The organism is Streptomyces lydicus (assembly GCF_004125265.1).
Classification (GTDB): Bacteria; Actinomycetota; Actinomycetes; order Streptomycetales; family Streptomycetaceae; genus Streptomyces; species Streptomyces lydicus_C.
The window spans coordinates 4716289-4737637 of the sequence record NZ_RDTE01000003.1 but is presented as its reverse complement, the minus strand read 5'-3'; the positions used below and the strand labels follow the sequence as shown (position 1 = coordinate 4737637).

21 protein-coding genes are annotated in these 21349 nt (G+C 71.0%); 13 read left to right on the top strand and 8 right to left on the bottom strand.

The features are described 5' to 3' along the window. Window positions 1-184 precede the first annotated feature (184 nt). On the top strand, window positions 185-1126 hold the full coding sequence (locus D9V36_RS23230) for a hypothetical protein (protein ID WP_129295480.1): 942 nt from the start codon (window positions 185-187) through the stop codon (window positions 1124-1126). A gap of 3 nt (window positions 1127-1129) precedes the next feature. Here D9V36_RS23230 and D9V36_RS23225 read toward each other — a convergent pair whose 3' ends face one another. Both D9V36_RS23225 and D9V36_RS23220 read right to left on the bottom strand, forming a co-directional pair. Further along, window positions 1130-1702, bottom strand: a complete 573-nt coding sequence (locus D9V36_RS23225) for a sigma-70 family RNA polymerase sigma factor (protein ID WP_129298623.1) — start codon at window positions 1700-1702, stop codon at window positions 1130-1132. A gap of 308 nt (window positions 1703-2010) precedes the next feature. Beyond that, window positions 2011-2799, bottom strand: coding sequence for a LamG domain-containing protein (locus tag D9V36_RS23220; protein WP_129295479.1), 789 nt, complete (start codon window positions 2797-2799; stop codon window positions 2011-2013). Window positions 2800-3281: 482 nt separating this feature from the next. Here D9V36_RS23220 and D9V36_RS23210 point away from each other — a divergent pair, with 482 nt between their 5' ends. Further along, window positions 3282-3764 carry an SUKH-3 domain-containing protein gene (locus D9V36_RS23210; protein ID WP_164993015.1) on the top strand — a complete coding sequence of 161 codons (483 nt, stop codon included), beginning with the start codon at window positions 3282-3284 and terminating at the stop codon, window positions 3762-3764. On the opposite strand, the gene D9V36_RS23205 is transcribed toward D9V36_RS23210, so the two are convergent. Beyond that, complete coding sequence (locus tag D9V36_RS23205) at window positions 3745-4200, bottom strand: GNAT family N-acetyltransferase (RefSeq protein ID WP_129295477.1); 456 nt, start codon at window positions 4198-4200, stop codon at window positions 3745-3747. The genes D9V36_RS23210 and D9V36_RS23205 overlap by 20 nt on opposite strands. Continuing rightward, complete coding sequence (locus D9V36_RS23200; RefSeq protein ID WP_129295476.1) at window positions 4197-5396, bottom strand: DMT family transporter; 1200 nt, start codon at window positions 5394-5396, stop codon at window positions 4197-4199. Before D9V36_RS23200 ends, D9V36_RS23205 begins: the two co-directional genes overlap by 4 nt. 75 nt (window positions 5397-5471) lie before the next feature. On the opposite strand from D9V36_RS23200, the gene D9V36_RS23195 reads away from it, so the two are divergent. The 10 genes from D9V36_RS23195 to D9V36_RS23150 all read left to right on the top strand — a co-directional run bounded on the left by D9V36_RS23195 (window position 5472) and on the right by D9V36_RS23150 (window position 15093). Next, the gene (locus D9V36_RS23195) at window positions 5472-6458 is read left to right on the top strand and encodes a LysR family transcriptional regulator (RefSeq protein WP_129295475.1); all 987 of its coding nucleotides are present in this window, start codon (window positions 5472-5474) and stop codon (window positions 6456-6458) included. Window positions 6459-7055: 597 nt separating this feature from the next. After that, window positions 7056-8258: a hypothetical protein gene (locus tag D9V36_RS23190; protein ID WP_129295474.1), complete on the top strand. Its 1203-nt coding sequence runs from the start codon at window positions 7056-7058 to the stop codon at window positions 8256-8258. A gap of 382 nt (window positions 8259-8640) precedes the next feature. Further along, a complete protein-coding gene (locus tag D9V36_RS23185; protein WP_241720994.1) occupies window positions 8641-9324 on the top strand; it encodes a DUF3159 domain-containing protein in 684 nt (227 codons plus the stop codon). After that, the gene (locus D9V36_RS23180) at window positions 9321-10571 is read left to right on the top strand and encodes a cytochrome P450 (RefSeq protein ID WP_206739720.1); all 1251 of its coding nucleotides are present in this window, start codon (window positions 9321-9323) and stop codon (window positions 10569-10571) included. The genes D9V36_RS23185 and D9V36_RS23180 overlap by 4 nt, the downstream gene beginning before the upstream one ends. Window positions 10572-10698: 127 nt before the next feature. Then, the gene (locus tag D9V36_RS23175) at window positions 10699-10893 is read left to right on the top strand and encodes a ferredoxin (RefSeq protein ID WP_129295473.1); all 195 of its coding nucleotides are present in this window, start codon (window positions 10699-10701) and stop codon (window positions 10891-10893) included. Between the two features lie 115 nt (window positions 10894-11008). After that, window positions 11009-12295 carry a sensor histidine kinase gene (locus D9V36_RS23170; RefSeq protein WP_129298620.1) on the top strand — a complete coding sequence of 429 codons (1287 nt, stop codon included), beginning with the start codon at window positions 11009-11011 and terminating at the stop codon, window positions 12293-12295. A gap of 2 nt (window positions 12296-12297) precedes the next feature. Beyond that, window positions 12298-12972 carry a response regulator gene (locus tag D9V36_RS23165; protein WP_129295472.1) on the top strand — a complete coding sequence of 225 codons (675 nt, stop codon included), beginning with the start codon at window positions 12298-12300 and terminating at the stop codon, window positions 12970-12972. A gap of 93 nt (window positions 12973-13065) precedes the next feature. Then, window positions 13066-13323, top strand: a complete 258-nt coding sequence (locus tag D9V36_RS42880) for a hypothetical protein (RefSeq protein ID WP_347239897.1) — start codon at window positions 13066-13068, stop codon at window positions 13321-13323. Continuing rightward, the gene (locus D9V36_RS23160) at window positions 13245-14264 is read left to right on the top strand and encodes an alpha/beta hydrolase family protein (protein WP_347239727.1); all 1020 of its coding nucleotides are present in this window, start codon (window positions 13245-13247) and stop codon (window positions 14262-14264) included. The genes D9V36_RS42880 and D9V36_RS23160 overlap by 79 nt, the downstream gene beginning before the upstream one ends. Window positions 14265-14451: 187 nt before the next feature. Beyond that, the gene (locus D9V36_RS23150; RefSeq protein WP_164993014.1) at window positions 14452-15093 is read left to right on the top strand and encodes a TetR/AcrR family transcriptional regulator; all 642 of its coding nucleotides are present in this window, start codon (window positions 14452-14454) and stop codon (window positions 15091-15093) included. 15 nt (window positions 15094-15108) lie between these two features. Here D9V36_RS23150 and D9V36_RS23145 read toward each other — a convergent pair whose 3' ends face one another. The 4 genes from D9V36_RS23145 to D9V36_RS23125 form a co-directional block, all read right to left on the bottom strand. Continuing rightward, entirely contained in the window at window positions 15109-16644 is a 1536-nt protein-coding gene (locus D9V36_RS23145; protein WP_129295469.1) for a hypothetical protein, read from the bottom strand. Between the two features lie 441 nt (window positions 16645-17085). After that, the gene (locus D9V36_RS23140; protein WP_129295468.1) at window positions 17086-18036 is read right to left on the bottom strand and encodes an NAD-dependent epimerase/dehydratase family protein; all 951 of its coding nucleotides are present in this window, start codon (window positions 18034-18036) and stop codon (window positions 17086-17088) included. Window positions 18037-18567: 531 nt separating this feature from the next. Beyond that, window positions 18568-18831 (bottom strand): response regulator transcription factor, encoded by a 264-nt coding sequence (locus D9V36_RS23130; RefSeq protein ID WP_129295466.1) that lies wholly within the window; start codon window positions 18829-18831, stop codon window positions 18568-18570. Between the two features lie 145 nt (window positions 18832-18976). After that, a complete protein-coding gene (locus D9V36_RS23125) occupies window positions 18977-19723 on the bottom strand; it encodes an ABC transporter ATP-binding protein (RefSeq protein WP_241720993.1) in 747 nt (248 codons plus the stop codon). 492 nt (window positions 19724-20215) lie between these two features. Between D9V36_RS23125 and D9V36_RS41060 the strand changes: the two genes are divergently transcribed. Next, complete coding sequence (locus tag D9V36_RS41060; RefSeq protein WP_164993013.1) at window positions 20216-21247, top strand: SCO2400 family protein; 1032 nt, start codon at window positions 20216-20218, stop codon at window positions 21245-21247. Window positions 21248-21349: the final 102 nt, after the last annotated feature.

Here is a 21349-nt window from a genome sequence, read left to right as displayed (position 1 = left end):
TGAGGGGACCTACGGCGCCGGTCCGCGGATGGTTCACGGGCCCGTCCGTCCCACATCCGTGAACCATCCGCGGACGGGCGCCGTAGTGGCCTTCGGGTACCGCACCGCGACTTGGCCGTGGTGCCGCCCCCGCATTTACCCGTCCCGGCTCCGCCGCCGGGGCGTCCCGACAAGGAGTCAGAAGATGATCTGGTACGTCCTGGCCGTGGTGCTGGGGCTGGCGCTGATCGGGGCGGTGGCCGCGCTGATCGTCACCGAGCGGCGGCCCCGCCCGCCGAAGCCCGCCACCGCCTCGGCCGCCGTCATGGGGCGGGAGGCGCTGGACGTGGTCAACGCCGGCCTGCGCCGCCTGACGGGCGAATGCCTGCGCTCCGGCCGGTCGCTGCCCGACCTGTACGCCGTCGTCTACTCCGAGGAACGCCTCGGACTGCTGCTGGCCGGCCCGGAGGAGAACGCCCCCGCGCCCTGGACCGCCGAGGCGGACGGCGAGCGCTGGACGATCTCGCCCGACAACCTGCACCGCCCCGGCCCGGAGGGCGAACCGGCCCTGCCGTACGCGCTGACGGTGACCGTGGGGCTGAACGGCGCCGACCGGGTGCTGGTCGACCTCTCCCGGGCGGCGGGTCCGGTCTCCGTGTCGGGCCCGGACGACGAGGTGCGCGGCCTGGCGCGGGCCGTCGTCGCCGAAGCGCTGGCCGGCCCGGTGGGCGCGCTCGCCGAGGTCACCCTGGTGGGATCCCTGGCCCGCGACGGGTTCATGCCCGGCGACGCACCGCGGACCTCGCGTCTGCACACCGCGGCCAGCCTGGAGGAAGCGTTCGCCAGGGTGGCGTCGGCGGCCCCGGGAGCGCCGGAGCCCGGAGCGTCCGAGGTCACCCAGATCTTCCGGCTGATCGAGGGCAGCAGCCGGATCGCCGTCCAGGGTGAGGCGCCGCACCTGTTCGTCGTGGACGCCTCACAGCTCCCGCGGCGGGCGGGGGCGCTGAACGGCCTGCGGCGCGGGGACGCGCTGCTGGTGCTCGGCGACGCGCCCGCGGGGTGGCCCTGGCGGGCCGGTGCGGACGGCTCCCTCGACACCGGACCACTCGGCCTGGAGATCACCCGGCACGCGGGACGTTTCGCCTGAGCCTCATCCGGCGGCCCGGTCCCGGCCGCCCGCCTGCAGCCCGCGGCTGCGCAGCGCCTCCCGCAGGGCCCGGGCGGCGTAGAACGTACGGGACTTGACCGTGCCCGGCGGCACACCGAGGACCCGGGCCGTCTGGTTGACGCTGCGCCCCAGGTAGTGCACGTGCAGCAGGACCTCGCGCTGCGGCGGCCGCAGGTCCCGCAGCGCCTCGATCAGCACCTGGGAGGTGAGGATGTGGTCCACCTCGTCGGACACCGGGAGGTGGGCGAGTTCCGGGTCGCCGGCCTCCGGTGGTCTCGCCTGGCGGGCCCGGTGGCCGTCGATGACGAGGTTGCGCAGCACGGTGAACAGCCACGGCCGCACCGAATCCGCGGTCGGGTCGAGGTCCCCGGCGTGGCGCCAGGCGCGGATCGCGACTTCCTGGAGGACGTCCTCGGCACGGTGCCAGTCGCCCCCCAGCCGCCGCGCGGCGAACTGCAGCAGCGCGCTGCCGTGGAACTGGTAGAGCGCTCTGAGGAAGTCGTCCGGACGGAGCTCCGCGGCGTGGGGGTGGAGCTCTGGGGTGTGGGGGCGGATTTCCGCGGTCTGCGGGCTGCGTTCCGCGGCGTGGGGGCTGCGTTCCGCGGCGTGGGGGCCGTGTTCCGCGGTGTGGGGGCTACATTCCCCGGCCTGGCGGCTGTGTTCCGCGGCCTGGGGACGGGATATGCAGTCTTCGGTCGAAGCACTGGCCGACAAGGGCCTTTTCCTCTCCGGTTCGTCTGTGGGGGGGAAGACGGATGCCGCCGACCGCGGGCAGGCCGACGGGCGCCGCCGCGAGCACTCGCTCGCTCCGTGCGGCGTGCCCGCCGGCCCGCGGCGGCGGTGAACCCGCCCCGGTACCGCCGTCAGTCCGGTTCGTGGGAGGAAAGCGAGCTCACCTCACCGGGCGTCAGCTCCCGGTCGTAGAGGTGCACATCGGAGACATCGCCCTTCCAGTGATCGGCCGCCTTGCCGCCGAACTTGGCGCGTCCGACCACCACGTCGCCGGTGGGCTTCACCCTGCCGACGGCCGCCCTGCTCCCCGCCAGCCGGCCGTCCACATAGATCCGCATCCGGTGGTCCTTCTGGCGGTACGTGCCGGTGAGGTGGTACCAGCGGCCGGCCCGCGGCTGCTCGGCCTTCTCCGCGACGGTACGGGCGCCGGTGAAACTGAAGGCGAAGTTCTGGTCCTGTCCGGAGTACTGGAGGTAGAACGTGCTGGCCTGGTCGCCGTCCTGGGACAGCACGGTGTGGAAGCCGTTCAGGTCCTCGGGGGTCAGCCGCACCCGCGCGGCGACCGAGTAGTCCTTGCCGGCCGTGTCGAGCCGGGAGCCGGTGTCCGCGTATCCGCTCTTGCCGTCCAGCCGCAGGGCACCGCCCTCGGGACCGTCGGTCCACTGCCCGCCGGCATTGACGACGGCATCGTGCTCACCCGCCTTCGCGGTACCGGACCGGTGCAGCGGCCACCACCCGATGCCACGCAGCGACCCGCCCCCGGAACTCGGGCCCGTCCCGGCCGACTTCCCCCCGGCCTGCTCCTTCCCGGCGCCCTCGGCCCCTTCGGCCCCCTGGCCGCGCACCAGTTGGGTGACGACAAAGCCCAGCGCGACGGTCAGTACGGCAATCGTGGTGATGAGCGACCATCTGCGCGTCATGAATCTCCCCGGGACGTACGGCATGCAGGTACAGGTGACACTGGTGACCACGTGTCCGTTCCGGAAGTGGTTCAACGTGCCCCCAAAGTCTGACAGGCGGGCACGACCACACAGGTGGGGCCCCTTAATGCGCTGACCTGCACCGGAACATCCGGCGACACGGCGGAATGAGTGGTTCCGCAGGGTTCGTTGGGGTGCTTCGACGGCGCGGAATCGACGTCCGACGACCATTCCGGTTACGTTCGGGATCCTGCTTCCTGCAACCGGCTGAGGTGCTGCCGCACACCGTCGGCCAGTGCCGCGTAGAACGGCACTCGCGGAGCCGCCTGGAGGATTTCCGCGCAGGCGGTCAGCCTCCCGATCCGGCCGTCCGGGGTGTCTAGTACATGGGCGAACTCCTTGCGGACCCGCTCGGCGACATCCGAGCGGCATACGCTTCGAGCGAGCGGCCTACGCTCCGGGACTTCTGAGAGGTGACCCCCGTGCCAAGTGACGCAGTACTCAACCAGGTTGACCATTTTCTCGCCGAAGCGGGATGGTACCCGGGGCGCGACGAGGCGGACCGGGTCGCCGCATTGACGCAGTTCGTGATCTCCGACCTGGCTGCTCACGGCTGTGCCGTTTCGCTCTTTCCCGCCGCCGAGTCCTTCCTGCGCTCCTACGGGTTCCTGGACGTGACCTTCCCTTACTCCCCGGGCCGCACGGAACACTTCAACACCTGCGCCAGATACTGCGCCGGTGAGGCCGAAGAGATCACCGAACTCTCCGAGGAACTGCAGCGGCCCGTCTTCCCCGTCGGCTGGGACAAGATCGAAGGGGGCCTCGCCGTCATCGACCCGGCGGAGCGCATGTTCTGCATCCACCACACCGGGTTCTCCTACATGGGAGTCGGCATCAGAGAGGCGATTGCCGCCCTGTACGTCGGGGGCCTGCAGCACGACGTGCTTACAGCGCCCTCGTCATGAACGTACTGTTCCGATCGGGCCGGTAGTCCGCGAACGGTGCGCACTCCCGGAACCCGAATTTCTCGTACAGCCGCCGGGCGGGCAGGAAGAACCCGGCCGCGCCGGTCTCCAGACTCAGCCGGGTGAAGCGCATCCGCCGGGCCTCGGCGATGATGTGCTCCAGCAGCAGGGAGGCGACCCCGCTCCGCTGCCGCGCCGGCCGGGTACGCATCGACTTCAGCTCGGCGTGCCCCGCGTCCAGCCTTTTGAGCGCGCCGCAGCCCACCAGGTCGTCGCCGTCCGAGACCGACCAGAACGTGATGCCGGGCTTGCGGAGGCTGTCGAGGTCGAGGGCGTGCTTGCTCTCCAGCGGCGTGAGGGACCGCATCTGCTGGACGTGCTCCTGGAGGAACCGGGCGATCTCCGGTCCGGAGAGGTCGTCCACCGCGATCTTCATCGTGTGCACCTTTCTTCGGGGCTGCCGTTGCGGCGGGTGCCGTTGCTGCGGGTGCCGAGTCGGCTGTCCGGCCCGCGCGGGACTGCCGTACGCCCCGTGCGCTGCGAAAGGGCCGCACCGGCCAGGATGACGACGGCGCCCACCGGCTGGTGCCAGTTCAGCGGCTCGTGCAGGACGGCGACGCCCGCCAGCGTGGAGATGACGGGGACCAGATAGGTCACCATCGACGCCAGGGTGACGCCGGCGTCCCGTACCAGGCCGTACTGCATCAGGAACGCCGCTCCCGTGCCCAGCGCACCCAGGATCAGGAGGGAGAGCGTCGGTGCGGCCGGGAAGGTCGTGGGCGCGGTGGTGAGGAAAGGTGTGACCAAGGCGAGCTCTGCGGCGCCCGCGGTCAGTTGGGCCGCCGCCAAGGAGAGCGCGGAATGGCCGTGACCGGTGAGAAAGCGGCGGACATACACCCATCCCGCGCCCATGCTCGCGGCTGCCCCCAGGGCCATGCCCACACCCGCCGGGTCGCCCCCGTCGGCACCGTTCCAGATGCCGAAGACCACCAGCACTCCCGCGAAGCCGAGGGCCATACCGGCCAGCTGGTTGCGGTGGGGTCGCTCCCCCGGCAGCGCGCTGACCGCGACCAGCAGCGTGAACAGAGGGGTGGTGGCGTTGCAGATGCCGGCGAGCGCGGAGCTGATCCGCTCCTCGGAGTAGGCGAAGAGCGTAAACGGGACGGCGTTCAGGAAGAGCCCGGCCACCGCGAGATGGGCCCACAGGGACCCGGCCCGGGGAAGCGGCTGCCGTCGGGCCGCGAGGACGGCGAGCAGGGCGGCCGCGCCGAAGGCGACGCGTCCCCAGGACACCTGGAGCGGCGCGTACACCTCCCCGCTGATCTTGACGAAGAGGAAGCTCAGGCCCCAGACCAGCGCAAGGAGGCCGAAGCGCACCCGCCAGTCGAGACGCGGACGGGTGGTGCAGGGGCGTTGCGGAGCGCCGGCACCGCCTCGGCGGATGTCGACTTCGGGATCGGCATCGGGAGTGGCCTGGTGGGCGGCATCGGGAGTGGCCTGGGGATCGGCGTCAGGAGTGGCCTGGGGATCGGCGTCAGGAGAGGCGTGGGGATCGGCGTCGGGAGAGGAACGGGGGGCGGGGCAGGACAAGGAGGAGGCCTCCTCGTCGGCCCTGGGGGGAGACGAGTCCATGGCGAAAACCCTGCGATCACCGCCGGTCAACGACAAGCAATAAAATGTGATCCGCCGATGTAGGAGTCCTTCACCGTGCTCAACCTCGACCGCCTCCGCACCCTGCGGGCCCTGGCGCAGTACGGCTCCGTCAGCGCGGCGGCGGACGTCCTGTACGTATCGGCGTCCGCCGTCTCCCAGCAGATCCACAAGCTGGAGCACGAATGCGGGCACCGCATCGTGGTACGCAACGGGCGCGGCGTGGAACTGACCCCGGTGGCCCGCTTGTTGGCGGACCGTGCCGAACGCATCCTGGAGCTGGTGGACCGTACCGAGGCCGAGTTGCAGGCACACCGGGGAGACGTGGTGGGCACGCTCACGCTGGGTGCCTTCCCCACGGCTGCCCGGGGTCTGGTCCCCCACGCGCTGCGACTGCTGGGTGAGCGTGCGCCCGACCTCGAACTACGGGTCAGCGAGATGGATTTCGCGTCGCCGCTGGTGCAGGTGGAACGGGGCGATCTGGACGTCGGGGTGGTCCAGGACTGGGCCCACTCGCCACTGTCCTGGCCCGCAGGGGTGGCAAAGCGGCTCGTGGTGACGGACGCCGCCAAGGTGGCCCTGCCCGAAGGACACCCCCTGGCCGAGCGCGCCACGGTGGGCATCGGTGACCTCGTCGACGAACCGTGGATCAGCCGGGCACGGCGCTCGACATGCCACGAGTGGCTGGTGCTCACCATGCGGAGCCACGGTGCGGAACCCCGCATCGTGCACACCGTCTCCGAGCACCCCACCCAGCTGGCCCTGGTCGCGGCGGGAGTCGGTCTGGCCGTAGTGCCCACACTGGGGCTGGGGCCGCTTCCCGCCGGCGTCCGGATCGTGGACGTCGAGCCGGCGCTGACCCGCCGGGTGTACGCGACATGGCGTACGGACGCGTCGGTCCGCCCGTCGGTCCTTGCCGTCGTCGAAGCCCTGGCCGAGGCCGGCGGCACGGTGAGTCCTGTGACCTCTCCCTGCCCCGCTCCACGCCGGGACGCCGCCGCCAGTACACCCCAGACCATCCACGTCACCGATAGTCGGCCATGATCCTCACGGTGTGCCGTTCCCGGCGCTGTTCATCCGCGCCCCCCAACCCAGCTCCCCACCAAAACGGTTGTTAGTGAGGCGTTAACGGTGCGCTAGCGATCTCCGTGAGAGTCAGGGGTGTCCAAGGGTGTTGGTTGAGGGCCGCTGAGGCCTCCGGCTCTGCGCCCTGCCCATCGAACGGGGGGAACACCATGCAGGAGACGACGCCGGGCAGCGGCGGCCGTGCCGGGGGGCAAGCGATTGCGGTTCCGGTTCCGGTTGCCTGCTCCTATTCGGAGTTATCCCGCGCGTAGTTGGCTGCGGAGTGCGAGGCTCCCGCTTCCGGGCGCCTCCCACGGCATTGGAGAGCAAGCCGCGCTCCGCCATCCGCCCGCCGCCGAGAATTCCCTCAGTTGAGAGTCCTCACTCCTCAAGAACTCTCACCCCTCGAAATCCTCTTCCGCGAGGATCCTCACCCTGGAGAACCTCCTCCGTTGCGGATCCTCATTTCTCGGGTCGAAGCGGAACCTCGGCAGCTGCCTCCCCGTCTTCCCGGGCGCCTCACTTCTCCGGGCGTCCCCCGTATCAGAACTTCCAACGAATGCGATGGGTACCGTTATGCGTCACATCAGCCGCCGGGGCATATTTGGACTCGGGGTCGGAGCGGCGGCCGCACTCTCCGTTGCCGGCTGCTCACCTTCCGGGTCGTCGGCTTCCGACAAGGTGGGATCCAATCCCGGCCAGAAGGCCAAGGGCAAGCCGATAGGCGACGGCTCCACGGAGTACACCGGAAAGCAGCCGAACCAGCCGCCCGCACCGGAGAAGCTGGCGCCGGGCCAGAAGCCGCCGCAATTCGTGGTCTTCTCCTGGGACGGGGCGGGGGAAGTGGGCAACGGCCTCTTCCCGCGTTTCCGCAAGCTCGCCAAGGAACACAACGCCTCGATGACCTTCTTCCTCTCCGGGCTGTATCTGCTGCCCGAATCGAAGAAGCGCCTGTACCGTCCGCCGAACAACCCCGTCGGCGCCTCCGACATCGGTTACCTCACCGATGAGCACATCAAGGCGACGCTGAAGAACGTGCGCGCGGCGTGGCTGGACGGCCACGAAATAGGCACCCACTTCAACGGACACTTCTGCGGAGGCAGGGGCTCCGTCGCCAACTGGACCCCCGCCCAGTGGGACTCCGAGATCGAGCAGGCCATGGACTTCGTCACCAAGTGGCGGACGAACACCGGCTTCACCGATGTCGAACCGCTGCCGTTCGACTACAGCAAGGAACTCGTCGGCTCCCGTACGCCCTGCCTGCTCGGCCAGGCCAACCTGCTGCCCACGGCCCGCAAGCGCGGCTGGCGCTACGACGCCAGCTCCCCGGGCGGCCTCCAGGTCTGGCCCACCAAGAAGCAGGGCGTCTGGGACTTCCCGCTCCAGTCGATACCGTTCCCCGGGCACCGCGAGTGCCTCTCGATGGACTTCAACCTGATGTTCAACCAGTCACAGAACTCCACCAAGGGCCCGCCGGCCAACTACCCGCGCTGGCGCAAGCAGGCCACCGAGGCCTACATAGCCGGCTTCCAGCGGGCGTACGAGACGAACCGGGCCCCGTTGTTCGTCGGCAACCACTTCGAGCAGTGGAACGGCGGCATCTACATGGACGCCGTCGAGGAAGCCGTCAAGCACATCGCCGGCGGCAAGCACAAGGACGTCCGGCTGGTCTCCTTCCGCCAGCTCTGCGACTGGCTCGACGCCCAGGACCCCCAGGTCCTCGCCAACCTCCGCGGGCTCGGTGTCGGGCAGAAGTTCACCGGGCGCGGACGCGGCTGAGGGCACGGGGACAGGCGCCCCGGCCCCGTTGATTCCCCGGCTCCCGGCGCGGGTTCGGTTCCCCTCCCTCACTCCCTTACGCACACTCCCATACGCACACTCCCTTACGAAGGCCCAGGTCAGTGACCTGGGCCTGATTCGTTGTCGGTCCACCCGCCCCCGTCCCCGTCCAGCACCTGTGCCGGGGATGGGTGGACACACGGCAGGTGCCTGCGCTCACGGCGGGTGCCTGCGCTCGTGGTAGGCGCCGCGCCGTCGTACTGCGGGTGCGGCAGGCCAAGTGTCTGCGGACGCACGACGACGTACGCGGGGCGGGGCGGCATCGTGAACAGGGTCGCAAGCGACGAGACGCCCACCGTCCGTCGAGGAGCCTGGAGCAGCCGTGGACCCAACAGCACACCGTGTGGCCGGCGGTGAGGAGGCCGCCCGCGCCGTCCTTCGCAGCCGGCTGCGCGCGGCAGTGATCGATATCGCGCCCATCTTCGGATTCACCGTGAGCTACGCCCTCACTCACCGGCTCAGCGTTGCGCTGATGCTCGCCCTGGCGGCGGCCGCCGGGGTCTGCGTCTGCCGGGTGGTGCGCGGGGAATCGGTGTGGCGGGCGCTCGCGGTCCTCGGTCTCGTGTGCGTCCAGGGGGCGCTGGCCGCGAAGACCGGAGAAGCCGCCAACTTCTTCCTGCCGAACCTGGTGATGCACAGCGTGATCGTCGTGGCGAACGCCGTGGGGTTGCTGATCGGCCGGCCGCTGACGGGCGTGGTGGTGGCGCTGCTCACGAAGGAGGGGCCCGGCTGGCACCGGTGCCCCGTACGGCGCCGGGCGTTCGCCAAGAGCAACCTGGTGATCCTCGCCTCCAGTGCGGTGATGCTGGCGATCCAGCTGTCGCTGTACCTGTCCGGCCAGGTGGTCGCCCTCGGCACGGCCGACGCCTTCGGGCCCCCCGTCCTCGCCCTCGCCCTGCTGCTGGGCCGGCGCGTCTACCGCCGCGCCCTCGCCGGCCACTCCTGCGCCACCAACTACCGCATGAGCACCGCGGCACCCCTCCCTCTGGAAAGGACCCTTCCGTGACGAAAGCCCAGCCCGCCAAGAGCCGGACCACCACGAGCCGGACCACCACGAGCCAGACCGCCAAGGCCCGGCCCACCGGGACCCAGCCCACGGTGCGGAGCTGCCCCTTCGATCCGCCGGAGGAGTACCGGACGCTGCGTGAGCAGGAGCCGGTCGCGCCGATGACCTTCCCGGACGGTGCCGCCGGCTGGCTGGTCACCAGGTATGACGACGTGCGGACGGTCCTTTCCGACCCGCGGTTCAGCGCGAAGCGCGGCGTCCTGCGGCCCGGCGGCCCCGAGGGGGACGACGCACCGGCACCGCCGCCGGGGCTGTTCATCATGATGGACGCGCCGGAGCACACCCGGTTCCGGCGGCTGCTCACCGGGCAGTTCACCGTGCGCCGGATGCGACAGCTGACGCCGGTGGTGGAGAAGATCGTCGCCGAGCAGCTGGACGCGATGGCTGCGGCCGAGGGCCCGGTCGACCTCGTCCAGGCCTTCGCTCTGCCGGTTCCCTCACTGGTGATCTGCGAACTGCTCGGGGTGCCCTACGCCGACCGTGAGGAGTTCCAGCGGAACTCGGCCACGATCGTCCGCCTGAATTCCGGCCCCGAGGAATTCCGGCAGGCCCAGCAGGCGATGCGCGGGTACCTCCACCAACTGGTGCTCGCCAAACGGGAAAACCCCACCGACGACATCCTCGGCGAGCTGGTCCGGTCCGGAGAGCTGACCGACGAAGAGCTGACCGGCGTGGGGGTGCTGCTGCTGATAGCCGGGCACGAGACGACCGCGAACATGATCGCGCTCAGCACCATGTGCCTGCTGCAGAACCCCGGGCAACTGGCCGCGCTGCGCGCCGACCCCTCCCTCATGGACGGCGCCGTCGAGGAGTTGCTGCGCTACCTGACGATCGTCCAGTTCGGGGTACGCCGTACGGCGCTGGAGGACGTGGAACTGCACGGCCGGCAGATCAAGGAGGGCAGCACGGTGGTCGCCTCCCTGGCATCCGGGAACCGGGACGCGGCACACCTCGCCGACCACCCGGAGCGGCTGGACGTGGAACGTCCGCACAGCCCGCACCTGGCGTTCGGCCACGGCATCCACCAGTGCCTCGGCCAGCAGCTGGCCCGCGCGGAGATGAAGGCAGCCCTGTCCGCGCTCCTGGACCGGTTCCCGACGCTGCGGCTGGCACTTCCGGTGGAAGAGGTGCCCATGCGCGACGACATGCTCGTCTACGGCGTCCACGAACTGCCCGTGACCTGGTGAGACAGGCACACCCCCCAGCACATCGCCGAACCACGTACCACGCGCATCGTCGACTCCACGCACCATGCACATCGCCGACCCCACGGACCATGCACATGGCCGGACCACACACCACGCGGAGAACCCCATGAAGATCCTCATCGACGAGGGCAAATGCGTCGGCGCGGGCGCCTGTGTACTGGCTGCCGCTGACGTCTTCGACCAGCGGGACGAGGACGGCATCGTCGTCCTGCTCGACGCCGTCCCGCCCCACGAGCTGCTGCCCCAGGTCAAGGACGCCGCCGCCCGCTGTCCCGCGCTGGCGATCGAGGTGGTGGAGTAGTGCCCACCAGGGACCACATCGTCCTCGTGGGCGCGTCGGCCGCGGGTCTCACCGCGGCCGGCGGACCGCCGTGATCGCCGATCCGGCCGGGTCTGCCTACCGTGGGAGAGTGCAGATGACCGACCGGCTCGGCGAGTGGCGGCGGGCGGCGCGGCCCCCCGTGGTCGACCTGGCCGTCGCGCTGGGCTGCTTCCTCCTGGCCTCCCCGCTGACCGTCGCCTTCGCCTACGTCGACCACGCTCAGCTCTCCTGGGCGCTCGCCGCACTCGCGATCTCCTGTGTGCCGCTGCTCGCCCGGCGCCGCTGGCCGCTGGCCGTGGTCGCCGTGACCGTGGCCATGCATCTGGTCCAGTTCGCCGTGCTCCAGCTCCCCAGGCCGACGCCGGCGGCCACGGCCGTCGCTCTCTACACGGTGGCGATCCGCAGCGGCCGGCGCCGGGCTTGGTGCGCCGGCACACTCGCCGCCGCCACGCTCATCACGGGGTCGCTGCTCTGGCGCCCGGGCGCCGACAGGTTCCCGCAGTCCCTAGTCCTGGCGGAAAAGCTCCCGTCGTCCCTGGCTCTGATCGCCTGGACGTTCCTGGCGGTGGCCGTCGGCGACGCCGTCCGCAGCCGTCGCGAAGTGCTCGCCGCCGCCGTGGAGCGGGCCGAGCGGGCCGAGCGCACCAAGGAGGACGAGGCCCGGCGCCGGGTCACCGCGGAACGCCTCCGGATCGCCAGGGAGCTCCATGATGTCGTGGCCCACCACATCACCCTGGTCAACGCCCAGGCGGGCGTCGCCCACCACCTCATGCGCACCGACCCCGAGCACGCCTACCAGGCGCTCGAACGGATCCGGGACACCAGCCGGGGGGCGCTGGACGAACTGCGTGCCACCGTAGGGCTGCTCCGGTACGGCGAAGAACCGGTCGAGCCCCGCGAGCCGGCACCCGGACTCGCCGGTCTCGGCAGTCTGCTGGACTCCTTTCGCCACTCCGGCCTCGACGTCACGCTGGAGCGCACCGGGCAACCGGGTGAGCTGTCGCCGATCACCGACCTGACGGCCTACCGGATCATCCAGGAAGCCCTGACCAACACGCACAAGCACGCCGGCCCGGCAACGGCGTGGGTCCGCCTGGAATTCCGCACCGACGTCCTGCGGATAGCCGTCGAGGACGACGGCCGTGGTACCGCCGGAAGCGGTGGTGGCGACCGCCCTGACGCCCCGGACGGCCCGGACGCCCCGGACGGCCCGGACGGCCCGGACGGCGACGGTCCCCATGGGGCCGGCATCGGCCACGGCATGATCGGTATGCGGGAGCGGGCCAGGTCCGCCGGAGGTACCCTCACCGCCGGACCGCGCCCCGGCGGGGGCTTTTGTATCGACGCCGAACTGCCGCTGCGCGCGGGCCGAAAGGGCTGACCATGACCATCCGTGTGCTGCTCGCCGACGATCAGGCACTCCTGCGCGGCACCTTCCGGATGCTCATCGATTCCGCCCCCGACATGGAGGTCGTCGCGGAGGCCGCAACGGGCCGCGAAGCCGTCGGACTGGCCCGCAGCCACCGCGCGGACCTGGTGCTGATGGACATCCGGATGCCCGACCTCGACGGCCTCGCCGCGACCAGGCTGATCAGCGAGGACGAGGACCTCGCCGGGGTGAAGATCCTGGTGCTGACCACCTTCGAGAACGACGAATACGTTGCCGAGGCGCTGCGCGCCGGCGCGAGCGGCTTTCTCGGCAAGGGCATCAACCCGGACGAACTCCTGGACGCGATCCGCGTGGTGGCAGCCGGAGACTCCCTGCTCTCGCCCACCGCGACCAAGGCCCTGATCGCCCGTTTCCTGGCCCAGCCCGCACCACCCCCCGGCCGGGCCGCGTCACCGCAGTTGGCCGCACTCACCCCGCGCGAGCGCGAGGTGGTCACCCTGGTCGCCGCGGGCCTGTCCAACGACGAGATCGCCGAACGCCTCTTCGTCACTCCGCTCACCGCCAAGACCCACGCGAACCGCGCAATGACCAAACTGGGCGCCCGGGACCGGGCCCAACTCGTGGTCATCGCCTATCAGTCGGGACTGGCCCGTCCCGACGGTCCATAACCACCGCCGTCCCCGTATGCGGTCTCTCATGAGACCTGGCCGGTTTCTGCCGCTTTCGGCTCGTCGGTCAGGGCCCCGTCATAGCGTTCCCTCGTGATCACACTTCGCCGTACCGCGACAGCCGCCCTCCTCGCCCTGTCCCTGTCCCTTCTCCTGTCCCTGCCGGTCACCGCGTCCGGTACGGCGTTCGCCGCGCAGGCGCCCGCGCCGATCTCCGCCACGGACGCACCGGCCATCCACCTCGAACTCCCCGCCCCACCGGGCCTCATGCGGTGGGGCGCGGCATCGTGCACCTCGTCGACAAGAGCCGTCGTGATCCCTGGGTTCCCCGGTCGGGGGCGCGGGAGCTGATGCTCTCCCTCTACTACCCGGCGCACCGCGGGAGTGGGCCCCCCTCCGCCTACATGACCACGGAAGAGACCCGGTTGCTGCTGGCGAGCCAGCACTTGGAGGGCAAGGTGCCGGCCCAGGTGGTCAGTGCCACCCGCACCTTTGCGCGTACCGGTGCGCGGCCCGCGGCCGGCAGGTATCCGCTGGTGGTGCTCTCCCCCGGATTCGGGCTGCCGCGCACCACCCTCACCCTCCTCGCCGAGGATCTGGCCGGCCGGGGATACGTCGTCGCGACGGTCGACCACGCCTACGAGGCTGCCGGCACCGCCTTTCCCGGCGGCCGTACGCTCACCTGCGTCGCCTGCGAAACCGTCAAGCAGGGCCAGGAAGGCATTGTCACCACGAACCGGGCCCGGGACCTGTCGTTCGTGATCGACCAGCTGACCGGCCGCCACCCGGCGTGGAAGTACGGGCGCATGATCGACCCAAAGCGCATCGGCATGGCCGGGCACTCCATCGGCGGCGACAGCACGGCGCACACCATGGCCTCCGACGGCCGGATACGAGCGGGTGTGAACATGGACGGCGTCTTCAATGTTCCTGTCCCGGCATCCGGGCTCCAGGGCAGGCCCTTCATGCTGCTGGGCCATGCAGGTCACCGGCCCGGCGGCCCGGAGCAGACCTGGGACGAGGGATGGGCCCGGCTGAACGGCTGGAAGCGCTGGCTGACCGTCTCCGGCACCAACCACCTCAGCTTCCTCGACCTGTCCGTCCTCGCCGCCCAACTCGGCGTGCACGACCCCTCCGCACCACTGCCGGGACCGCGCGCCGCGCAGCTCACCCGAAGCTACGTCGGCGCCTTCGTCGACCAGCACCTGCGCGGCGTCCGGGAGCCCCTGCTCGACGGCCCCTCGGGGGCCAATCCGGAGGTGCGGTTCGAACGGGCCTCGGGCGACGACTGAGTTGGGCCGATTGCGCCGAGGACGGCGGCGTGTGACCAAGCTGACCAGGCCGACCAGGCCGGTGTCCTGTCCGGGCCGGCCTCGGTCAGCGCGTACGTGCCGGGGCGAAGGGGATCCCCGTGGCCATGCCGCGGCGGCCGACCATGAGGGACTCGCCGAGGAAGCTCACCCCGATGGAAAGACCACCGTGCCAAAGATCGTCGATCCCGTGGCCCGCCGCAGGGCAGTGGCGCAGGCCGTCCTGTCCGTCGCCGCCCGGCACGGGCTGGAGCATGCGTCGCTGCGCAACGTCGCCGAGGAAGCCGGACTCGCCATCGGCTCGGTCCGCCATTACTTCGCCGACCACGACGAGTTGATGACCTTCACGATGAGGGAGCTGAGCCGGCGCATCGGCGACCGTATCCGCGCCCACGCCGACCGGCTCCTGGCTCCCGGCGGCCGCACCGACCGCCGGGCCGACCGCCGGACCGACCGCCGGGCCGCAACAGAAGATCTCCTGGCCGAGCTTCTTCCCCTCGACGAGCCTCGCCGCCAGGAGTCCGCACTCTGGCTCGCCTTCACCACCGCCGCATCCACCCGCCCCGAACTGCGTCCCTGCGCAGCCGAAATGCAGGCCAACCTGCACACCCTGATGTCGCGCGTGCTGAAGGAAGCCCAGTGCGCCGGCAGGCTGCCGGGCGACCTGGACGTCGAACTGGAAAGCACGCGGCTGGCCGCACTCCTCGACGGACTCAACCTCCAGGCCACCCTGCTGCCGGACCGCTATCCGCCGAAGCTGCTCCGGCAGGTGCTGCGACGGCACCTGGACGCCCTCAGAGCCGGCAGCTGACCTCCGGCCACCGGCTCAGCGTGCGTTCTCTTCGGGCGGCAGCAGGGGTTGGTGGATCGTGGAGAGGAGGGCGAGGGCGAGGCCGACGACCACGCCGGCGGTCGCGGTCGTCCAGCGCCAGAAGACGGGGATGTCGCACGTGAGCAGTGCTCCGCAGGCGATGAGCAACGCGGCGGAGGCCAGTGCCGAGGGGCGTATGAAGAGCGGCCAGGCGGAGCGTGGGTCCCAGAGGCGGAGGGTCCTCGTCGCCGACTGCGCCTCGGCCGCGGCCTTTTCCGGAACGGTTTTTACGGTCTTTGCGGTCTTTGCGGTCTTTTCCGGGCCGGACGTTTCCACGCCAACTGTTGCCACGTCGGCCGCGTTTTCCACGTCAACTGTTGCCACGTCGGCCGCAGTTGCCACCTGAGCCTTGTCCACGGGGACACCCTCGTCGGCGAGCAGCTTCGCGTCCCGGGACTTGAGCATGCCGTGCATCACCCAGCCGTCATCGGAAACCAACGCTGCGGGGGTGCTTTTCGAAGAGAATCGTTTGCCGCCGGATCCGCGGCGGGCGTCCCAGCAGAGCCAGAGATGCTGACCGTTCAGGGAGTCGGGGAGATCGCGATCCGCGACGTTGATGAGGAAGTGTGCGACCCGGGAGGACGGAGTGAGCATCCTCAGGCACTGCTCCTTTGCGGACCCTTCCCGCCAGAAGTCGGGCCCCAGGAATTGCGCCCGTACGGCCTTGTCGTTGCGGCCCAGCCGGGAGAAGGAACGGAAGCCGTGAAGTTCCCGTACGGCAGCCACGGAGAGGCCCATACCGATGATCCAGGCGCTTATGGAGGCCCAGATGCCCATGGTCGACATCGTGTTGCCGTGCAGTACGGCACCGAGGCTGCGCTCGTCTCCCGCGATGGCACCCAGGTCGGGTTGCGCAGGGGCATAGAGCACGGAGACCCGGCTGCCGGGGCCCGGACGGTCGGGGGTGTCGGTGTGCACGGTTGCCGTCACCGGCCTGCCCGTTGCCCCTCGGCCCAGACTCACGACTGCTGTCGCGGTGTAGTAGTCGTGGGTCTTACTGGGATCGTGGAACTGGACGTCACTGACCTTCTCGACCCGGGCATTCGCGAATTCCGCTCCGGCGTCATGAATCCGCTGCATCAGCTCCGTCCGCTGGGGCGTGCCTCCCGCCAGGGCGGCCAGGGTCACCAGCACCGTGAAGCCGCCGGCAAACGCCCCGAGCGCGCGCCACTGCATGCCCCGTCGCGAGGGGATCTCACGGGGCATCGCCGGCGGCCCCGACGCGGAAGCGGACGCGGACGCATCGTCCACTCCGGCGGCTCCCGAGAACTCGGCGACGGCAACTGTGTGGAATGGTCGCCGTCCGCCAGCCGCCCGCTGATAGAGAGCAATGGCCACCGGGCAGCAGAGAGCGCAGCCCAGGGCGACCAGGATCGCCTGCTGCCGAAAGTCCGGCAGTGAGGTGAAGAGCCAGAGCGGGAGTACGGGCACGATGGCCGCCAGCACCAGCACCGCGAAGCAGACCCCGGCCCGGCGGGGAACCGCACTCACCCGGCCCTGGGCAGCAGCACCCGCCTCGGCGCCCTCTCTCAGTTCGGTGCCCTCTCCGAGTTCAGCGCCCGCTCCCAGCTCAGTGCCCGCTCCCAGCTCAGTGCCCGCTCCCGCTTCAGCGTTGTCCCCCGCTTCGGCGTGGTCTCCAGGAGAGATCGCGGGCCTCGTCGTGCGAGGGCGTGTTTCTTCCCCGGAATCCTTGCTCTGCTTCCCGTTGCGCATTCCGCTTTGCATTCCGCCGGCCGCCTTCCTTCGTGCTCTTGCGGCACGGGCCGCCCCGCGAGCGTGACGCTCCACTCATGCCTGAAACCCTGTGTACGGTCCACGCCGGTCCACGCCGATCCACGCCGATCCCCACCGGTCCCGCCCGGCGTCACCGGCAAGCGAGGGCGGCCGGCCTCGCCTCGCGCTCGTAGGTGAGCGCTGCCCTGAACACGGAGATCACCCGGTGGCGGCCCGCCGCTCACGCCACCAGTCCACCGTCGCCTCGATCTGCTCGTCGAGGGGCGTGGCCCGTACCGCGAATACGGCTTCGTAGGCGCTGGAATCGACCACGAACGGGTGGTCGAACTGATAGCGGATCTCCTTCAGTTCACGAAGCAGCGGGGAGACGAGCGAGACCACGCCCAGCACGGCGGACGGCAGTCTGCGCACGGCGGCCGGTCCCGTCCCCGACTGGTCGGCAAGGCGGTCGACCATCTCCCGGACGGAGAGCGCGGGCTGTGTCGGGACGTGCCAGGCCCGTCCCCAGGCCCGTTCCTCGCCGGCAACCTCGACCAGGGCCCTGGCCACATCGGGCAGATAGCTCCAGCTGTGCGGGGCGTCCGGATTCCCGAGCGTGGAGACCGGTTTGCCGGCCAGCAGTCGTGGCATGACTCGCGCGGCCAGGTGCCCCCCGTCGGTCACTCCGGGCCCGAAGAAGTCCGAGGCCCGCACCTCGACCGCCTTGATACGCCCCTGCTCGTGCAGCTTCTGCGCCTGTTCCCACACGGCGGCGCGCACCCGCCCCTTGGCACCGGTCGCGGCGAGCGGCAGCTCCTCGGTCAGGGGGCAGTCCACCGGGCCGTAGCCGTAGAGGTTGCCCAGCATGACCAGTACGGCGCCGGTCGCCTCGGCCGCCGCGCAGACCGACGCGGCCAATGGTGGCCAGTCACTCGTCCAGCGCGGGTAGGGCGGCCCGGCGCAGTTGATGATCGCGGCCGCGCCCTGTGCGGACTCGCTCAGTCGCTCGCCGTCCGTCCCGTCCGTCACGTCCAAGGCGATGTGCTCGATACCCGGCTCAGGGCTTCGGCCCGACTTGGTGACGACCCGTACCGCGTGCCCCTCTTCGGCCAGCAGACGAGCGGTGGCCGCACCTGCGGGCCCGAATCCAATAACGACGTAGAGACTCACGGACGCACATTAGCGCGCGTGTTCGTGGCCGTTGTGGCGGATGAGTCGGAGGTTGAGGTGTGGGTGAACCGTGCGGGGTGGGTGCCCCATGGTTCCGGTCCGGTTCCGGTTCCCATTCCGGTTGCCGGTCCTGTTCGCCTTCCCCTTTCCCTTCCCCTTTCCCTTCCCCTTTCCCTTCCGGTTCTGGTGCTCGATCTGTTCCGTCCGGCTTCACGGTGGTCCGCAGGGCACATGGCGCCGGCCCACCGGCCGGCCTCCAGGACCTCCGGCGCGGTGCGCGCGGACGCTTGATGCGGCCGGCCCGGTCGGAGGCAGGAGACCGGAGACCGGAGACCGGAGACCGGAGACCGCTCCGATTGTGCACGGCGCCCGGCCGCCGCCCGCTTCTACCCGCGCTCCGGCATCGTCTACGTACCGGTGGAGGGCGTGAGTCCCAGCACCGTCGCGCTCGCCTGGTCGCGCGGCGCCACAAATCCGGCGGTGGCGGCTTTGCCAAGGCCGTCCGGCAGGCCTGCCAACGGGGTGCGCCGCTTACTCATCACCCAGATAAGCCAACACCGCAAGCACCCGGCGGTTGCCGTCCTCGGGGGACAGTCCCAGCTTGGCGAAGATGTTGCCGACGTGTTTGGCCACCGCGCCGTCGCTGATGTGCAGGGCTTCCCGCACCATGGCGTTGGAGTAACCCTGGGCCATCAGGGCGAGCACCTCCTGTTCGCGGGCGGACAGGAGCTGGGAACGGTGGCGCCGGTCGCGCTCCATCAGCAGGTGCTGGACCACCTGGGGGTCGATCACCATGGCCCCCGCGGCGACCCGTTCGACGGCCTGGGCGAATTCGCCGAGTTCGCCGATCCGGTCCTTGAGCAGGTAGCCGAGAGAGGAAAGTGCCGGCGAACAGCGCCCACCGGGCGCGCAGGGTCGACAGAGCGAGGGACACCATGGGTCAGCCGCCCAGCCGGGCCAGGTGCTCGCTCACCGCGGCCACCGTCGGGCCCGTCAGTTCGCCGTGCACCGCCCCGTCGGACAGGAAGAGCACCCGGTCCGCCCAGGAGGCGGCGACCGGGTCGTGGGTGACCATGACCACCGTCTGCCCGGCCTGGTCCACCACCGACCGCAGCAGGCCCAGCACCTCACGGCTGGTGTGGGTGTCCAGGGCGCCGGTCGGCTCGTCGGCGAACAGCACCTCGGGCCGGCTGATCAGCGCGCGGGCGATGGCCACCCGCTGCTGCTGGCCGCCGGACAGCTCGGCCGGCCGGTGGCCGCCCCGGTCGCCCAGCCCCACCTGCCGGAGCGCGGCGTCCACCCGTGCGCGCCCCGGGCGCTGCCCGGCCAGCCGCAGCGGCAGCGCCACATTCTTGCGGGCGTTCAGCGACGGCATGAGGTTGAAGGACTGGAAGACGAAGCCGATCCGCTCCCGGCGCAGCTTGGTCAGCTCCGTCTCGGTCAGCGCACTGATGTCGGTGCGGCCGATGAACACCCGCCCCGAGGTGGGGCGGTCCAGGCCCGCCGCGCACTGGAGCAGGGTGCTCTTGCCCGAGCCCGAGGGCCCCATCACCGCGGTGAACGACCCACGGGCGAAGGCGCAGTGCACACCACGCAGGGCGGACACCCGGCGCTCGCCACGGCCGTACAGCCTGGCCACCGCACTGAGCGTCACGGCCTGCTCGACGCCGACTCCGGTGACGGACACATTTCCCCCTTGACGCTTGATCCCTTGACGCCATGGCCCCGTGACGCCGTGGCCTCGTGACTCCGTGGTCCCGTGGCCCGTGACTCCGCGACTCTGTGACTCCGTGCACAGTCGCGTCGCACGGTCGCGTCCACGGCGTGCCTCCAGCCAAGCGGAGCGGGCCCGTACCGCGCACGGGCGCCACATCCCGTCTTCCGGGTGGAGAAAACTCCACCCGCGCTACGTCGCCTCCGGGGGCTCCTCCCTCCCCACTCACCCCCTGGCGCCTGCCGCGGCCCGCGTCCAGCGGACCATCACGGGATTCGTCGCCACATGTCCGGAGTGCCGAGGAATCTCAGGGTCCGCTGGTGAGGAATCTGCACCGAAGCGTCACAGGGCCTTCGCTTCGCGCTCGGGGGGTGCCGTTAGCGTTACAGCCCGCTCGATCCCGCGTGCGAACTTGATCAGGTCGCCGGCGTCCTTGGCGGCGCAGTCAGCACAGAAAGATCGCAGATGGACTACTGCTCGTCGTGCCGCCGAAGCCTCAATGGGGCACTCGTCTGCCCGGGATGCGGAGATTACGCTCCGGACATCGCCCCGCCCAGCCATCGCCTGCAGCGCGCGAAGGCCGCTGCCGCGGCGTGCGAGGCCTGGCGTGCGGAGGAAGCCGCCGGCCTCGGCGCCCCTCAGCACCCTCGGCAGCACGGCACTCAGCCGTCCGCAGCCAGGCCCTCCCCTACGACGCCCTCCCCTGCCACGCCGTTCGATGCCGCGCCGTTCGACAGCGGTGTCCCCGGCAGCGGCACCCTGGGCGGCAGTGCCGGCGCGCTGGGCAGCGGTGCCTACACGCTGGGCAGCAGTGCCCTCGACGACGACGAGGTGCGGGCGGATGCTGCCGCGGACGGTGTATCCGGCAGTTCCGGAGCGGCCGCCGCTACCGGCCAGGGCCGGGCAGCCCGGCGTCGGCAGCTGGCGCGCTGGAAGAAGCACCGGCGCCGGGCCGCGGCCGCCACGGCCTTCGCCCTCGTCGGCGGTGGCCTGACCGTCTCACTGCTGCAGAACAAGCCGTCCGCCGGTCATGCGCAGGCGTCCTCGGCGCCGGAACCCGGAAGCGTGGGCTCGCCCCGCACGGAAACGGCTGCCTCATCGTCGGAGCAGCCGGACAACGAGGCTTCCCGGCACCCCGCTACGCACCCGCACCATGCGGCCGACCGGCAGCAGAGCGCCCCCGCCGCCGCGCCGTCCGCGGCCACGCCGGTCCGGCAGCAGCACTCCGCCGCCCCGGCACACTCCCCCGCCTCCCCGAGCACGGCGCCACACGCCTCGACGCCCACCGCGGCCGGGACGGCACCCGTCCACCACTCCGGCGCCGCGGCACCGAGGACGACCTCCGCCCCCGCCCCCACCGGACACTCGGCCGGCACGGGCAACGACACCTCACCGACGCTCACGGCGCCCTCCACGCCGAGCGACCCGACCGCCCCGTCCGCCGAGCCGACCTCCCCGGCGCATGTGTGCCTGCTGGGACTCGTCTGCGTCAACTGACGATCAGCTGACGGTCAGTCGAGGGTTCCGCCGCGGGCATCCCGCGTGGGCGCCCGCACCCATGTGTCCGCACGCGGGCATCTGCACGCAGGTGCCCGTACG

Bases quoted from the DNA above. Each gene is read 5' to 3' on its own strand.
- D9V36_RS23230 (WP_129295480.1), top strand. From the start codon at position 185: ATGATCTGGTACGTCCTGGCCGTGGTGCTGGGGCTGGCGCTGATCGGG.
- D9V36_RS23220 (WP_129295479.1), bottom strand. From the start codon at position 2,799: ATGACGCGCAGATGGTCGCTCATCACCACGATTGCCGTACTGACCGTC.
- D9V36_RS23205 (WP_129295477.1), bottom strand. From the start codon at position 4,200: ATGAAGATCGCGGTGGACGACCTCTCCGGACCGGAGATCGCCCGGTTC.
- D9V36_RS23200 (WP_129295476.1), bottom strand. From the start codon at position 5,396: ATGGACTCGTCTCCCCCCAGGGCCGACGAGGAGGCCTCCTCCTTGTCC.
- D9V36_RS23190 (WP_129295474.1), top strand. From the start codon at position 7,056: ATGCGTCACATCAGCCGCCGGGGCATATTTGGACTCGGGGTCGGAGCG.
- D9V36_RS23175 (WP_129295473.1), top strand. From the start codon at position 10,699: ATGAAGATCCTCATCGACGAGGGCAAATGCGTCGGCGCGGGCGCCTGT.
- D9V36_RS23170 (WP_129298620.1), top strand. From the start codon at position 11,009: ATGACCGACCGGCTCGGCGAGTGGCGGCGGGCGGCGCGGCCCCCCGTG.
- D9V36_RS23165 (WP_129295472.1), top strand. From the start codon at position 12,298: ATGACCATCCGTGTGCTGCTCGCCGACGATCAGGCACTCCTGCGCGGC.
- D9V36_RS23130 (WP_129295466.1), bottom strand. From the start codon at position 18,831: ATGGTGATCGACCCCCAGGTGGTCCAGCACCTGCTGATGGAGCGCGAC.
- D9V36_RS41060 (WP_164993013.1), top strand. From the start codon at position 20,216: ATGGACTACTGCTCGTCGTGCCGCCGAAGCCTCAATGGGGCACTCGTC.